General features: G+C 71.1%; 13 protein-coding genes. 6 read left to right on the top strand and 7 right to left on the bottom strand.

The features are described 5' to 3' along the window. Position 1: 1 nt before the first annotated feature. Both G569_RS0138965 and G569_RS0138960 read right to left on the bottom strand, forming a co-directional pair. Complete coding sequence (locus G569_RS0138965) at positions 2-997, bottom strand: DUF459 domain-containing protein (RefSeq protein ID WP_028067414.1); 996 nt, start codon at positions 995-997, stop codon at positions 2-4. 30 nt (positions 998-1,027) lie between these two features. Next, positions 1,028-2,422, bottom strand: a complete 1,395-nt coding sequence (locus G569_RS0138960; protein ID WP_028067413.1) for an MBOAT family O-acyltransferase — start codon at positions 2,420-2,422, stop codon at positions 1,028-1,030. Positions 2,423-2,471: 49 nt separating this feature from the next. Between G569_RS0138960 and G569_RS55355 the strand changes: the two genes are divergently transcribed. Then, positions 2,472-4,298, top strand: coding sequence for a M1 family metallopeptidase (locus G569_RS55355; RefSeq protein WP_169542349.1), 1,827 nt, complete (start codon positions 2,472-2,474; stop codon positions 4,296-4,298). Here the strand turns inward: G569_RS55355 and G569_RS0138950 are convergent. Together G569_RS0138950 and G569_RS0138945 are read right to left on the bottom strand one after the other, a co-directional pair. Beyond that, entirely contained in the window at positions 4,295-5,152 is an 858-nt protein-coding gene (locus tag G569_RS0138950) for a TIGR03560 family F420-dependent LLM class oxidoreductase (RefSeq protein ID WP_053227672.1), read from the bottom strand. The genes G569_RS55355 and G569_RS0138950 overlap by 4 nt on opposite strands. Positions 5,153-5,326: 174 nt before the next feature. Then, a complete protein-coding gene (locus G569_RS0138945) occupies positions 5,327-7,528 on the bottom strand; it encodes a methyl-accepting chemotaxis protein (protein ID WP_028067411.1) in 2,202 nt (733 codons plus the stop codon). Positions 7,529-7,681: 153 nt separating this feature from the next. Between G569_RS0138945 and G569_RS66200 the strand changes: the two genes are divergently transcribed. From G569_RS66200 to G569_RS0138920, 5 genes are read left to right on the top strand one after another with little or no spacing between them, the layout of a single operon-like run. Continuing rightward, complete coding sequence (locus tag G569_RS66200) at positions 7,682-9,367, top strand: efflux RND transporter periplasmic adaptor subunit (RefSeq protein ID WP_169542348.1); 1,686 nt, start codon at positions 7,682-7,684, stop codon at positions 9,365-9,367. 38 nt (positions 9,368-9,405) lie between these two features. Further along, entirely contained in the window at positions 9,406-10,080 is a 675-nt protein-coding gene (locus G569_RS0138935; protein WP_028067410.1) for an ABC transporter ATP-binding protein, read from the top strand. Next, on the top strand, positions 10,067-11,284 hold the full coding sequence (locus G569_RS0138930) for an ABC transporter permease (RefSeq protein ID WP_028067409.1): 1,218 nt from the start codon (positions 10,067-10,069) through the stop codon (positions 11,282-11,284). The genes G569_RS0138935 and G569_RS0138930 overlap by 14 nt, the downstream gene beginning before the upstream one ends. A 2-nt stretch (positions 11,285-11,286) precedes the next feature. Continuing rightward, positions 11,287-11,922, top strand: coding sequence for a hypothetical protein (locus G569_RS59985; RefSeq protein ID WP_157592615.1), 636 nt, complete (start codon positions 11,287-11,289; stop codon positions 11,920-11,922). Between the two features lie 16 nt (positions 11,923-11,938). After that, positions 11,939-12,538 carry a DUF5666 domain-containing protein gene (locus tag G569_RS0138920; protein WP_028067408.1) on the top strand — a complete coding sequence of 200 codons (600 nt, stop codon included), beginning with the start codon at positions 11,939-11,941 and terminating at the stop codon, positions 12,536-12,538. A gap of 1 nt (position 12,539) precedes the next feature. Here the strand turns inward: G569_RS0138920 and G569_RS0138915 are convergent, their stop codons facing one another. The 3 genes from G569_RS0138915 to G569_RS55340 all read right to left on the bottom strand — a co-directional run bounded on the left by G569_RS0138915 (position 12,540) and on the right by G569_RS55340 (position 14,827). Further along, positions 12,540-13,553 carry a hypothetical protein gene (locus tag G569_RS0138915; protein WP_028067407.1) on the bottom strand — a complete coding sequence of 338 codons (1,014 nt, stop codon included), beginning with the start codon at positions 13,551-13,553 and terminating at the stop codon, positions 12,540-12,542. 41 nt (positions 13,554-13,594) lie between these two features. Further along, positions 13,595-13,804 carry a hypothetical protein gene (locus G569_RS0138910; protein WP_028067406.1) on the bottom strand — a complete coding sequence of 70 codons (210 nt, stop codon included), beginning with the start codon at positions 13,802-13,804 and terminating at the stop codon, positions 13,595-13,597. A gap of 93 nt (positions 13,805-13,897) precedes the next feature. After that, entirely contained in the window at positions 13,898-14,827 is a 930-nt protein-coding gene (locus G569_RS55340; protein WP_053227668.1) for a LacI family DNA-binding transcriptional regulator, read from the bottom strand. Positions 14,828-14,860: the final 33 nt, after the last annotated feature.

The raw sequence follows: 14,860 nt of genomic DNA, 5'->3' as shown, positions 1-14,860 counted from the left end.
GTCAACGCTTTATGGCGAAGTCCTGACCGATGCGCTTGACGACGATGTCGGCCAGGAAGGCGGCGCCCGTGTCGTTGAGGTGGATGCCGTCGGGCTGGCGGACGATCGTGTCCTCGCCGTTGATCGGCATCGCGTCGCGGTAGCCCTGCGGGGTGAAGATCGGGATCGTGTCGATCAGCCGGACCTGGGTCTTCCACGGCTCGGCGGCGACGTCGATCGCCGCGTTGACCACCCGGCCGATGTCCGCGCGCGCCTTGGACCGCGGCGTCATCAGCTTCACCCAGTACACGCGGGCCGCGCCCTTCGCGCGGTAGGTGTTCATCATCGCCCGCACGCGGTTGGCGTACTCGGCCGCCCAGTCGGCGCCGCAGCACTCGATCTTCTTGCCGCCCTCGACCTCGAACGGGAACCCCTCGTTGGCGCCGATGAAGACGACGACGGCGTCGGGCTTGTCCTTGCGGACCTGGTCGACGGACAGCTGGCCCCAGTCGACGAGGAACGTCTTGGAGATGCCGGAGCCGAGGTGCGGCTCGCGCAGCACCTTCACGCCGGAGGGCGCGAGGTCGCGGGCCAGGCTCGTGTCAAGCGGGGTGGACAACGAGTCGCCGGTGACCAGCAGCGTCTTCAACGGCTTCGGCGCGGGCGGCTTCTCGCCCAGCGCGGCCGGATCGAACGCCTCCGGCGTGACCGGCGGGACGCCCGTCGTCTGCAGCGCGAGCGTCGCGAACGAGCCCTCGCCGCCGAGGTCGTCGTCCGGCCGGACCCACGCGGTCGCGTCGTCGGCGAGCTTCGCGAACGGGAGCGCGTCGGCGATCGCGCCCGCGGGCTTGCCGAAGAACAGGACGACGTCGCGGCCGGCGCCGGGGTTCATCTGCTCGCCCGCGCGCCGGGCGGAGTCGCCCGCGGTGACGATCAGCGCCGCCGCGACCAGGAACGTCGTCCAGATCGCGTCACGGGCCTTGAAGCGCGACAGGCCGTGCTGCTCGAAGCGGCCCATGAGGCTGTCGTCTTGGCGGGGTTTGGACATCTAGAAGCGGAAGTAGATGAACGGGGCGACGCCCTGGCTGGGCACGGTCGCGCCGACGAACAGGATCAGGATGGCGAGTCCGACGGCGATCACGACCGGCTTGAGGCGTTCGAGCCGGAACTGGAACTCCTCGACGCTCCGGCCCGGCAGCAGCTGGAGCCCGATCACGATCACGACCGCGGCGATGACCGCGCCGGACCATAGCGTCGCCGGGCCGGGGGAGAAGAGCTGCCTGATGAAGCTCCCCGCCTGGTCGAGGCTCTGGGCGCGGAAGAGGATCCACCCGAACACGACCAGGTGGAACGTGATGAACCAGCGCAGCCACTTCCAGACCTTCTCCCAGCGATCGGCGAACGCGTGCTCGAGCGTGAGGCCGGCACCGTGGAACGCGCCCCAGAGCACGAACGTCCACGCCGCGCCGTGCCAGAGGCCGCCGAGCAGCATCGTCAGGAACAGGTTCCGGTAGGTCTTCCACTTGCCCTTGCGGTTGCCGCCGAGCGGGATGTAGAGGAAGTCGCGCAGGAACCTCGACAGCGTCATGTGCCAGCGGCGCCAGAAGTCGCGGAACCCGAGCGACCGGTAGGGCGACAGGAAGTTCTGCGGGAAGACGTAGCCCATCAGCAGCGCGAGGCCGATCGCGATGTCCGTGTAGCCGGAGAAGTCGCAGTAGATCTGCGCGGTGTAGGCGTAGGCGGCCATCCACACGTCGGGCGCGTGGTAGGACTCGGGCACCGCGAAGACCGGGTCGACGATCGTCCGCGCGAGGTAGTCGGCGATCACGACCTTCTTGATCAGGCCCAGCCCGATCAGCGCCAGGCCGGAGCCGACCGCGACCTTGTTCGGGTCGCGCGGCGACTCCAGCTGCGGGAGGAACTCGCGGGCGCGGACGATCGGGCCGGCCACGAGGTGGGGGAAGAAGCTCAGGTACAGCGCGACGTCGATCGTGCTGGCGGGCTCGACGAGGCGGCGCTTGACGTCGACCACGTACGAGATCGCCTGGAACGTGAAGAAGCTGACCCCGACGGGCAGCGCGATCGTCAGTAGCGGCAGCGGCATCCCGAGCCCGACGCCGTTCAGCGTGTCGGCGATGCTCTGGGTGAAGAACCCGTAGTACTTGAAGATGGCCAGGACGAGCAGGTCGAGCGTGACCGCGCCGCCGACGATCCACTTGCGGCGCTGCTCGTCATCGGTGCGGTGCAGCAGCTTCGCCGCGGCCTGGTTGCCGAGCGTGATCCCGCCCAGCAGCAGGCAGAACTTCGGGTTCGCGCAGGCGTAGAAGAAGTAGCTGGCGAAGACGATGAACGGCTTCCAGAGCTTCTGGTGCGCCATGAGCGCCCAGGAGATGGCCAGCACGATCGGGAAGAAGATCGCGAATTGGACTGTCGGGAACAGCACGAGTCCGGCAACCTACCGTCCCTGGCAAGTCTCGACTGAGGGGGACGGGATGCGTAGGGGTCTGTTGTTGGTCGTCGTCGCGGCGGTGGCCGCGTTCGCCGCCGGCGCCGGAGGCACCGGAAAACCGGACGATGTGCTGCCCGCCCGAAGTGCGGCCGCCGCGCCGCCCACGGCCTGCATGAACGGGTCGGCCGACCTGGGGGACACGTACTACCCGGGCATCGGCAACGGTGGCTATGACGTCACCCACTACGACCTCAAGCTGGGCTACAACCCGACGACGCACGTCTTGAACGGCGTCGCCACGATCACCGCGGCCGCGACGCAGAACCTCTGCCGCTTCAACCTCGACCTGCGCAAGCTCGACGTCGACAGCGTCAAGGTCGACGGCGCGGCCGCCGCCTACACCCGCGACGGCCGCGAGCTGATCATCACGCCCGCGACGCCGCTCGTCGCCTCCCACGGCTTCACCGTCGAGGTCGTCTACCACGGCGAGCCGGGCCCGGCCCCGGTCGACCCGGACGGCTTCATCGACGGCTGGAACTACACCGAGAACGGGTCCTACACGTCGACCCCGCCGCAGGGCGCCGACACCTGGTACCCCTGCAACAACAACACCAACGACAAAGCGACCTTTACGTTCAATGTGACGGTCCCAGCGGATCGGCAGGTCATGTCCAACGGCCAGTTGATCTCCAACACGGTCGACGAGGCGGCGGGCACCTCGACCTGGATCTGGGAGGAGACCGAGCCGATGGCGACCTACCTCGCGACGGTCAACATCGGCAAGTTCACGATCCTGCGCGACACCACCGCGTCCGGCGTGCCGGTCATCAACGGCATCCGCCCGGACCAGCTCACCGACACCGCGCGGACGCGGCTGAACAACATCGGGCCGATCATCGACTTCTTCGGCACGCGGTTCGGCAAGTACCCGTTCTCGAGCGTCGGCGCGATCGTCGACGTGACCAACGCCGGCTACCAGATGGAGACCCAGACGCGGCCGGAGTTCACGTCCGCCAACGGGCTCAGCGCGCTCGCCCATGAGCTCGCCCACCAGTGGTTCGGCGATCACGTCGCCGTGCGCAGGATGCGCGACGTGTGGCTGAGCGAGGGCTTCGCCACGTTCGCCAACTGGCTGTGGGTCGAGAACACCGGCGGCACCACGGCCCAGGCGGCGTTCAACACCCAGTACGCCCGCGCCGCGAACACGACGTTCTGGAACAACACCGTGTTCGACCCGGGCGTTCAGAACCAGTACCAGAACGCCACCGTCTACACGCGCGGCGGGATGACGCTGCAGGCCCTGCGGTCCAAGATCGGCGACGAGAAGTTCTTCCAGACGCTGAAGGACTACGTGGCCACGTTCGGCGGCGGCACCGCGTCGACCGACGACTTCATGGCGATCGCGCAGCGCGACTCCGGCCAGGACCTGCGCGACTTCTTCAAGCAGTGGCTCTACACGCCCGGCAAGCCGAACGAGACCTACTGCTACTGCGTCGCCCCGGCCACCAACACCTCGACCGTCGGCGGCAGTGTGGGCGCGACGCTCGCGCTGACGATCGGCACGCCGCCGCCGTTCGCGCCGTTCGTGCCGGGCGTGGCCAAGGACTACACGACCTCGACCACCGCGAACGTGATCTCGTCCGCCGAGAACGCGGCTTTGACGGTGTCCGACCCGGGCCGCCTGATGAACGGCACGTACGCGCTGCCGTCACCGCTCGAGGTGACGTTCTCCAAGTCGGCGTGGACCGCCCCGACGGCCAACGAGGCGGTCACGATCGACTTCAAGCAGCACATCGGCGCCACCGACGCCCTGCGCACCGGGACCTACTCGAAGACGCTGACCTTCACGCTCTCGACGACGCAGCCCTAACCGGCTCTCACCGCCGGGCCGACCACGCGCGCGAACAGCTCGATCGTGCGCCGGTCGGCCGGTGGGCGGGCCGAGATCAGGAAGTCCTCGACGCCCATCGCCTTGTGCGGCAGCATCGCCTCGGCGAGCCGCCGCGCTTCGTCTTCGGTCGTGAGCGGCCCGCGGGCGACGATCTGCTTGCGGATCGTCGCCGGGTCGCGCCCGACGGCCTCGCAGTGGCGCTCGAGCACGTCCAGTTTGTGCCGATACTCCGCCGGATCACCGTGGAACGTGTTCCAGCCGGTCGCGTGCTCGGCGACGATCCGCAGCGTCCGCCGCTCGCCCGACCCGCCGATCCACAACGGCATCGGGGATTGCAGCGGCTTCGGCTCGGCGCGGGCGTCGGTGAGCGTGAAGTGCTCGCCGGCGAAGTTGGCGCGCGGCTCGGTCCACAGCTTGCGCATCACGTGACACGCCTCGTCGAGCATGTCCATCCGCACGCCGATCCGCGGGAACGGGATGCCGTACTCGCCGTGCTCGTCCTCGTTCCACGCGGCACCGACCCCGAACTCCATCCGCCCGCCGGAGACATGGTCGATCGTCGCCGCCATCTTGGCCACGACGGCCGGATGGCGGTAGGTGACGCCGGAGACGATGATCCCGCACGCCAACCTGGTGGTGTGCGCGGCCATCGCCGCCAGCAGCGTGAAGCCCTCGTAGCACGGCCCGTCGGGGTCGGACTGGATGGGCTGGAAGTGGTCGAAGACCGAGGCCCAGTCGAGCCCGACCTCCTCGGCGTACCGCCAGATGCCCAGGTACTCGTCGAAGCCGGAGGCGTTCTGTGGCCCTGAGTGGATTCCGAAACGCAGACCCATCCGGTCCACGTTAGTGCCCTGCGTCAAACGCTCGCGGGCCCCTACCGGGCGCCTCGCCGCGCCTGGCGGCCGCCGGCGATCCCGCACGTACCACCAGTATGCACCGGATCACCGGCGACCCCCAGCCACGACGATGCGAGCCGCTATGAGCGCGCGAGCGTCCGACTCAGGGCACTAGACCTGGAACTGCGCGACCAGCCTCTCCAACTCATTCGCCGTGCCCGCGAGCTGCTGGGCGGAGGCGGCGATCTCCTGGGCGGACGCGCTCGTCTGCTGCGTGGAGGCCGAGACCTGCTCGGAGGAGGCGCTGGACTGCTCGGCGACGGCCGCGACCTCGGTCATGTCCTCCTGGACGCGGTCGGCGCTCGCGGCGATCTGGTGGACGGCGGCGGCGATCGCGTCCACGCGGGTGCTCATGCCGTCGACCGAGGCGCCGATGCGCTCGAAGGCGTCGCGGGCCTGCTCGACGGTCGCGGCGCCCTGCTCGGAGCGCTCGGCGCCCGCCTCGACGACGAAGACGGCGTGGTTGGTCTCGGCCTGGATCTCCTGGACGAGGTCGGCGATGGTCGCGGCGGCGCGCTGGGAGTCCTCGGCGAGCTTGCGGACTTCTTCGGCGACGACGGCGAAGCCCTTGCCCTGCTCGCCGGCGCGGGCGGCCTCGATCGCGGCGTTGAGCGCCAGCAGGTTGGTCTGGCCGGCGATACCGGTGATCGTCTCGATGATGCCGCCGATCTGCTCGCTCTTGACGGCGAGCTGCTGCATGACCTGGGTGACCTCGCCGGAGTTCTCGCGGACCAGGCGCATCGTCTCGGTGGCTTCGGCGACGGCCTGCTGGCCCTCGGCGGCGATCTGGCGTGCCTCGGCGGCCGCGGCGGCGGTCTCCTGCGCGGACTCGGCGCTGGAGGTCGTGGCGGCGCCGACCTCGGCGGTGGCGCTGCGGGCGGCCTCGATCGCGCGGACCTGGCGCTCGGCGCCCTGGGCGACGTCGGACACCGCGGAAGCGATCTCACCGACGGCGCGGCCGGCCTCCTCGGAGGTCGAGGCCATCTCCTGCGAGGCGCTCGAGAGCAGCTTCGAGGAGTCCGAGACGGCGCTGACGAGATCGGCGAGCTTGACGCGCATGTCCCGCACCGCGACGCCGAGACGGTCCTCGGCCGAGCGCGGCTGGACCTCGTGCGTCAGGTCGCCCTGGGCGATGCGGTCGGCGTGGCCGGCCATCTCGTGGAGGTAGCCGACGGTGTGCTGGAAGGCGGTGCCGAGGCGGGCGACCTCGTCGTGGCCCTTGACCTCGAGCGCGATGTCGACGTCGCCGCGGGAGACGCGTTCGGCGGCCTCGGTGACCTCGACGATCGGGCGGCTGAGGCGCTTGGCGAACCACCAGATCGCGGCGCCGACGAGGAGCATCAGCACGAGGCTGGTCCAGATCGTCGCGGTGCGCAGCTTGGCGACCGGCGCCATGACCTCGGAGATCGGCGCGCTCGTGACGTAGCCCCAGCTGCCCGCACGGACCGGCGCCCACGTGAGGACGACGTCCTTGCCCGTGAACGGGTCGGTCGTCTCGGCCTGGCCGCCACGACCGGCCGCGATGTCCTTCGCGGCGCGGGCGAGCACCGGGTTGTTCTTGCTCTTGGCGAGGTCGCCGAGCTTCTTCTTGCCGATCAGCGCCTTGTCGCGGGCGGAGACGAAGATGCCGGTCTTGGAGACGAGCATGGCGTAGCCCGTGTCGAGGACCTTCTGCTTGGCGATCGCCTCGTTGATCGAGCCGAGCGCCACGTCGACGCCGCCGATCCCGACGAACTTGCCGTCGCGCTCGATCGGCGACGTGTAGCTCGTCATCAGCAGGCCGTCGTACAGGTACGGCTCGATGACCGAGTCCGCGAGGGTCTTCTTCGGCTGGTTCCAATAGTCGCTGATCTCCTGGTCGACCAGCGGGTCGAGGGTGACCTTGCCCGAGATCTTGTTCCAGTACGGCCCGTAACGGCCCTTGTCGTCGGAGCCCGGCTCGCCCTTGTGGGCGGCGTCGGCGCCGTCGAAGGCGTTCCGGTCGTACCCGACGTACGCGCCGACCACGTCCGGGTTGCGATCCATCACGCGACGGACCAGCGCGTTGACCGTGGCCCGGTCGGCCTTGCCGTCGAGCCCCTCGGCCACGCCGGCCAGCGTGCGCCCGATGCCCTGGTGCTTCTCGACGTCGGCGGTGAACTCGTTCGCCCCGGCCTGCGCCTGGCTCGTCATCTCGGCGAAGCGCGATGTCTTCTCGGCGCTCCCCGCGCGGTTGAGGGCGAGCACCGTGACGACGAGGACCGCGACGGCGGTGAGCGGCAGCAGGAACACGAGCATCCGCTGCTTGACGGAGGTGAGGCGCAGGCTGGACATCGGCCCGGGTGATCGGCGGCTATGGACCGCGCTGTAGTTCTTCGCTGCTTCTTCGGCGCGAGCGCCACCTTTCACGCGCTGCCGATGCCGACACGTACTCGCCGCAGACCGGTCAAACCTGCCTCCAAGCCGCGCCCGCGCCCTGAGCGCCAGGTGCGCACGCCACGCCGCCGCCCAGGCGCGCTCACCGCACTCCTCGTCGTGGTCGCGGCGGGCGCCGTGGTCGCGGCGGTGCTGTCCCTGAAGAGCGCCCCGGCGGCGACCGTCTCCGAGCGCACGGTGACGGTCAGCAAGGGCGTCATCCAGACCGTGGTCTCCGGTTCGGGCAACCTCGCGCCCGCCAAGCAGACCAACGTCGACTTCGCCACCTCCGGGACGGTCACCAAGATCTACACGAAGACGGGCGCGCACGTGAGCGAGGGCGAACTGCTCGCCCGGGTCGACAACCGCTCGCAGAAGGTCGACGTCGCGAAGGCCGAGGCCGACCTCGTCGACGCCCAGGACGCGCTGACCAAGGCGCAGGACGCCGAGGCGAGCGGGACGTCGTCGACGGTCGCCGACACGACCACGGCGACCGCCGCGACGGCGAGTGCCACCGGCGCCGCCACGGCGAGCGCCGCAACGGCGAGTGTCACCGGCGCCGCCACGGCAACCGCCGCGCGGGCGAGTGCGACCGGCGCCGCCACGGCGAGCGCCGGCGTGGCGATCGCGCGCGCGGCGAGCGCCGCGGGTCGCCCGGCCCGCGCGATCGCGGTGGCGTACCGCGCGCAGGAGACGCCCACGCCGACCCCCACGCCCACGCCGACCGGCACGCCCGGCGCGGACGCCTCACCCACGCCGACCGCGACCGCCACGCCGCGCGGCACGCCCACCCCGCGCGCGTCCGCGACCCCCTCGCCGACCGCGACGGCGCCGTCGGGCGGCGGGGGCGGCTCACGCAGCGGCGCCCCGTCGGGCGGCGGCGGCGCGTCGTCCAGCGGCGGCTCCGGCTCTTCCTCGTCCGGCGGCGGCTCGACGCAGTCCGTCGAATCCGCTCAGGCCGCCGTCGACAGCGCGGAGCTCGCGCTCGAGGACGCGAAGAACGCGCTCGACGACACCGTCCTGCGCGCCCCGATGGCCGGCACGGTGGCGTCGATCTCCGGGGAGGTCGGCGACACCGTCGGCACCGGCTCCACGGGCGGCGGTGGCGGCGGCAACGCCTCGGACTCGAGCTCGAGCTCGTCCAGCGGGTTCATCGTCCTGGCGGCGCTCTCGAAGCTCAAGCTCGAGGTCGCGCTCTCGGAGTCCGACATCGGCAAGGTCGAGGTCGGCCAGAGCGCGACGATCACGATCAACGCCGCGTCGGGCGAGGACGTCTCCGGCCACGTGACCGACGTGGGCGTGCTGGCGAACGACAGCTCCAGCGGCTCCAGCAGCGCGGTCAGCTACCCGGTCACGATCACGCTCGACCAGTCGACCGACGGCATCAAGGCCGGGATGAGCGCGACCGCCGACATCGTCGTCGCCCGCGCGAGTGGCATCTCGGTGCCCAGCCAGGCGCTGCGCGGCTCGACGGTCACGGTCGAGCGCGACGGCAAGCGCTCGACGGTGCGCGTCCAGACGGGCGTCGTCGGCGACAGCTCGACGCAGATCCTGTCCGGCCTCGAGGCGGGGGACGAGGTGATCGTCACCTCGACCAGCGCGCTCTCCGGGCGCACCGCGTCCGGTCAGAACACGCAGCAGACCGGCCGCTTGGGTGGTGCGGGCGGCTTCGGGGGCGGCGGCTTCGGCGGCGGCGGGTTCCGCGCCGGCGGTGGCGGCGGCGGGTTCGCCGTTCCTCCGGGAGGGCCCGGCGGGTGAGCACGCTCGACGCGCCGGTCGCGGTCGGCACGGCGGTCATCGAGCTGCGCGCCATCTCGCGCGAGTACCGCGTGGGGGAGGACATCGTCGTGCGCGCGCTGCGCGCTGTCTCACTGCGGATCGATCGCGGCGAGTACGTCGCGATCATGGGCTCCTCGGGCAGCGGCAAGAGCACGCTGATGCACATCGTCGGCTGCCTCGACGCGCCCACGTCGGGTCGCTACCTGCTCGACGGCGCCGACGTCCACGACATCCCGGAGGACGAGCTCGCCGACCTGCGCAACCGCAAGATCGGGTTCGTCTTCCAGGCCTTCAATCTCGTTCCGCGCACGAGCGCGCTGGCGAACGTCGAGCTGCCGCTGACCTACGCGGGGCTGGCGCGGGCGGATCGGAGGCGCCGCGCGCTGGCGGCGCTCGAGGCCGTCGGGATGGGCGATCGCGTCAACCACCAGCCGTCCAAGCTCTCGGGCGGCCAGCAGCAGCGCGTCGCGGTCGCGCGGGCGATCGTCACCAACCCCGCGATCGTGCTCGCCGACGAGCCGACCGGCAACCTCGACTCGCACTCGACGCACGAGGTCCTCGACGTCTTCGCGCGGCTCAACGACGCGGGCCGCACCGTCGTGATGATCACCCACGAGGAGGACGTCGCGGCGCGCGCGCGGCGCGTCATCCGCCTCGGGGACGGCGAGATCCTGAGCGATGTCCGGACCTGAGATCCTCCGCATCGCGCTCGCGGGCGTGGGCGCGAACAAGCTGCGCTCGGGGCTGACGATCCTCGGCATGACGATCGGCGTCGCCGCCGTGATCATCCTCGTCGCCGTCGGCAACGGCTCCAAGCAGGCGGTGCAGGAGCGGATCAACGCGCTCGGCTCCAACGTGCTGCTCGTGCAGCCGCAAGGCGGGCGGTTCGGGCCGGGTGGGGCCGCGGGAGGCGTGTCGTTCACCGAGAAGGACGCGGACGCCCTCGCCGACACGTTCAACGCCCCCGACGTCAAGCGGGTCTCGCCCGTGGTCAACGCGACCGGCACGACGTTCACGTACGGCTCGACCTCCTACCAGCCGTCGAGCGTGACCGGGACCGTCCCCGCGTACGCGACCACGCGCGACTTCGAGATCGCGACCGGCGCGATGTTCACCGCCGACGACGTCAAGCGCCACAACCGGGTCGTGGTGCTCGGCCCGACGGTCGTGCAGAACCTGTTCAGCGGCGCCGACCCCGTCGGCTCGAGCGTCCGCATCGACGGCACGCAGTTCCAGGTCGTGGGGGTGACGAAGTCCAAGGGCTCCAACGGGGTCCAGGACCAGGACGACATCGCGCTCGCGCCGCTCACCGCCGTTCAGGACGCGATCACGGGCTACGGCAGCGGGCTGTCGTCGATCACCGTCGAGGCCGTCGACGGGAACGCGCTGGACGCCGCGCAGGCCGAGGTGACCTCGATCCTGACCCAGCGCAAGCACGTCTCCGACCCGACCAACCCGGGCTTTCAGGTGATCAACCAGGGCGCGGTGCGCGAAGCCTCGGACGCCTCGACCGACGTCTTCACGACGCTGCTCGGCGCGGTCGCCGCGATCTCGCTGCTCGTCGGCGGGATCGGGGTGATGAACATCATGCTGGTCTCGGTCACGGAGCGCACGCGCGAGATCGGCATCCGCAAGGCGATCGGCGCCCGGCGCGCGGACATCCTCGCCCAGTTCCTGACCGAGGCGGTGCTCGTCTCCGCGCTCGGCGGGGTGACGGGCGTGATCGTCGGGATCGTCGGCTCGCAGTTCCAGATCGCCGGCGTCCAGCCCGCGATCGCGCTCTACAGCGTCTTCCTCGCCTTCGGCGCCTCGGTGCTCGCGGGCCTGTTCTTCGGCACCTATCCAGCGGGCCGCGCCGCGCGCATGCGCCCGATCGACGCCCTGAGGTTCGAATGACGATGACCACTGAAATGCTCGATCTCGAGGAGGAGCTGCCGCGGCGCGAGCGGCGTCGGCTCGTCACGCCCGCGGGGGTGATCGCGGCGGGCGTGGCGATCGCGGCGGCCGGGTTCTTCGGCGGCGTGCAGGTGCAGAAGTCGCGAGGCGACTCAGGTGGCGGCACCGGCGCCTTCGCCGGTGGGTTCGCGGGCGCGGGTGGCGCACGTCAGGGCGCCGCGGGAGGCGCCGGCGCGGGCCGCGGGCAGTTCGGCGGCGGCCAGACGGGCGCGGGCGGCGCGGGAGCGACCGCGGGCGGCGGCCAGACGGGCGCCGGCGCGGCTCCGGGCGGCCAGGCCGGCGGCGCGGGCGCGGCCCCCGGCGCGGCCGGCGGTGCCTTCGCCGGCGCGACGATCGGCCAGGTCGCGAGCGTCGACGGCTCGACGATCTACGTCGACGAGCAGAGCGGCACCACGGTCAAGGTCAAGCTCGCCAAGGGCGGCAAGGTCACGCGCACCGCGACGGCCAAGGCGAGCGAGATCCACCCCGGCGACACGGTGATCGTCCAAGGCGAGACGGCGGACAGCGGCACGGTCGTGGCGAGCACGATCCGCGCCACCTCGAGCACGGCGGGCGGCTTCGGCGGCTTCGGCGGATAGACAAGGAGAACCAGAAGTGGCTGAAGACACCCACGAGGTGGAGTTCGAGACCTACGAAGAGAGCTGGACGGGGCGGATCGTCATCGCCGTCGTCGTCGCGCTCGCCCTGATCGCCGGCGCGTTCTTCGCCGGCAAGGCGATGGCCGGCGACAGCGGTCCCGCCACGCTCGCCGACGCCGTCACGGCCGCCCAGAAGGGCGATCTCCCGTGCGGGGACACCGGCAACGCCGCTGCCACCCCAGCCGGTACGCCCGATGCCAACGGCGGTCCGCCCGCGGGCGGCGGGGGCACGTTCTTCCTGCGCGCGATCTGCAACCCGGGCGCGGCCGGCCAGGCCGGCGGCGGCCAAGGCCAGGCCGGACGTTTCGGCGGGCGCGGCGGCTTCGGCGGTCAGACGGTGACGGCCGTCAGCCCCGACTCGATCACCGTCCAGGGCCCGAACGGCTCCACCACCGTCAAGATCGACTCGAGCACCACCGTCAGCAAGTCCTCCGGCGCCAGCGCCTCCGACATCAAGAAGGGCGACAGCGTGATGGTCCTCGGCGGCTTCGGCGGCCAGCAACAGGGCGGCGCCGCCCGCAGCATCACGATCCTGCCGCAGACGGCGGGGAGCTAGCTCAGCCGGCGTACTTGGCGGTCAGGGTGTAGGGCCCGCCCGGCCCTGACCGCTTGATCACCGTGATCCGCAGCGTCTCGGTGCGCTTGTCGCGGCAGGCGATCCGGTAGTTGATGCGGTCCTTGGAGTCCTTGCGGGTGGTGCGGTCGACGACCTTGCCGCCCGAGCGGACGATCAGGTCGTAGTTGGCCTTCGCCGGGCCGTCGAGGGACAGCGTGAACGCGCCGTCGAGCGTGATCGGCAGCTTGAAGGTCTTCGTGCCCGTGCCGGTGAAGGTCTGGCTCACACGCTTGGTCCACGGGTCCGTGACGTCGGCCATCGCGGCGAGCGCGGAGCCCTTGGTCGGCGCGAGGATCGGCGTGAAGCGCCAGGCCTCGGTCGGGTAGATCAGCCGCGCGTAGGACTCCGCCCACGCCTCGCCCGGGTTGGACAGATAGTTGACGCCCTGGTCGCCGGGGGCGAGCTTGCCGTCGAGCGTGTTCGCGCACACGAGCTCGTAGGAGGCCCACTTCTTCGGCCCGAAGTCGAGCGCGGCGAGCGGCGCGTTGGAGCGGTGCGCGGCGATGTGGTGCCCGTACTCGTGGGCGATCACGTAATTGACGGACACGTCGCTGTCGGCCGCCTGGTCGCCCGGCACGTACATGCGCTGCTCGTCGGCGCCGTAGCAGGCGAGGATGCCCTCGCTCGGGTCCCCGCCACACGCCTTGGCGATCTCCGACGAGGGCAGGACCGTCACCTTCAGATCGGCGAGCTCTGACCCATGGGGGAGCGTGCCGAGGAACGTCGCGTAGTTCTGCGCGACGGCCGGATCGCCCGTCCAGGACGAGGCGATGGTGACCGGGATGTTCGTTACGCCGTCGCCGGTGGGGTAGTTCTGCGTCGTGCCCTGGATCTGCGAGGCGTGCGCGAGCGTCCCAGTGATGACCTTGTCCTTGAACGGCTCCGCGCTGGCGGCGGCGGGGAACGCCAGCAGCGCGGGGATCGAGAGCGCCGCGACGCGGCCTGCGGAGAGCATGCCGCCGAAGCTAGACCTGGATCCTTAACCGACTCGAAGAGTCAGGACGCCGGCTTGCGCGAGAGGAGCTCGATCGCGCGCTGGAAGCGCCTGTGGGCCTTTTCGGCCTCACGCCGGGTGGCGAACCGGGCGGCCTGGACCGTCTCGTCCAGACCTCGAACGGAGAAGCACCACTCCGGATGCCCGTCGCTCGACTCCTCCTCGATGTCACTGACCGAGACCGGTCCGAATCGTGACTCCGGCTCCTTCACACACGCACCGTATCCGGAGTGGTCGGGGTCGGCAAGGTCAAGTTCGGGCGCGGACCGGCCGATACGGAAAGTGAGCCGCCCAGCAGAGGCGGCTCAAATCGTTGTGGCGCCTTCGACCACCCGCGGGCGCTCTGACAGCGCGCTGCGATCGTCCGGCTCGCCCTCGATCGTCGCGTGCAGGCGGGCGACGATCCGACCCCAGTGGCTCGGGTCTCCGAGCCGGACCGTGGTGAGCTTGGTGCGGCGGGCGGCGGCGCTGTCGTCGGTGCCGATGATCGCCTTGTCGAACCCCGCCTCGATCGCCGCGAGCGCGAACTCGTCGTTGAAGGCGTACAGCGCGGTCGGGCCGTCCGGGAGCTTGGCGGCGATCGACTCGGCGTCGCACGGTGCGAGAACCGGGTGGATCGTCACACCCTCGATCCGCCGCGCGCCCTCGAGCCGCTCGGCCCCGATCTCGGTGAACTCGGGCTCGGTCGGCATCAGCGCGATCACGTCCGTGTGTCCCTTCTCGGCCAGATACCCGACCGCGACCTCACCCACGAGCGTCTGGTCCACCACCAACGTGGCCACGTGCTCGAGCGGGCGGTCGGCGATCGCCAGCACCGCCCGCGTGCCGTTCTCCCGCAGCGTGCTCACGCGCGCGGGTGGGAGATCCGCGCCTGGCGCGATCAGCGCCACCGGCCGCACGCGGTCGCACGCCCGGGCGAAGCTCCCGACGTCCCCGATGTGCTGGAAGTGCACGAGCGGCGTGTAGCCGAGCCGCTCGAACTCGGTCACCCCGGCGGTCACCCACTCCGCCACCGCCGGGCCGAGCGGCCACGACGGCAGCGCGAGCAGGACGATCTCTGTGCGCCCCGCGCGCAGGGCGCTCGCCATCGCGTTCGGCACGTAGCCGAGCCGCTCGGCGGCGTCGTAGACCCGCGCGCGGGTCTGCTCCGAGATCCGGCCGTGGACGCCGTTGAGCACGTAGCTCACCGTCGCGCGAGAGACACCCGCGGCGGCGGCGACATCCGCACTCGTCACGCGTCGGCCATTGGGACGTCCAGTCTGCACCTG

Origin of the sequence: Solirubrobacter soli DSM 22325 (assembly GCF_000423665.1) — a bacterium.
Classification (GTDB): domain Bacteria; phylum Actinomycetota; class Thermoleophilia; order Solirubrobacterales; family Solirubrobacteraceae; genus Solirubrobacter; species Solirubrobacter soli.
This window is presented reverse-complemented; position numbering and strand designations above follow the sequence as displayed.

What these genes read in the sequence shown, in the direction of transcription:
- G569_RS0138965 (WP_028067414.1), bottom strand. Translation starts at nt 997, where the DNA reads ATGGGCCGCTTCGAGCAGCACGGCCTGTCGCGCTTCAAGGCCCGTGAC.
- G569_RS55355 (WP_169542349.1), top strand. Translation starts at nt 2,472, where the DNA reads ATGCGTAGGGGTCTGTTGTTGGTCGTCGTCGCGGCGGTGGCCGCGTTC.
- G569_RS0138950 (WP_053227672.1), bottom strand. Translation starts at nt 5,152, where the DNA reads ATGGGTCTGCGTTTCGGAATCCACTCAGGGCCACAGAACGCCTCCGGC.
- G569_RS0138945 (WP_028067411.1), bottom strand. Translation starts at nt 7,528, where the DNA reads ATGTCCAGCCTGCGCCTCACCTCCGTCAAGCAGCGGATGCTCGTGTTC.
- G569_RS0138930 (WP_028067409.1), top strand. Translation starts at nt 10,067, where the DNA reads ATGTCCGGACCTGAGATCCTCCGCATCGCGCTCGCGGGCGTGGGCGCG.
- G569_RS59985 (WP_157592615.1), top strand. Translation starts at nt 11,287, where the DNA reads ATGACCACTGAAATGCTCGATCTCGAGGAGGAGCTGCCGCGGCGCGAG.
- G569_RS0138915 (WP_028067407.1), bottom strand. Translation starts at nt 13,553, where the DNA reads ATGCTCTCCGCAGGCCGCGTCGCGGCGCTCTCGATCCCCGCGCTGCTG.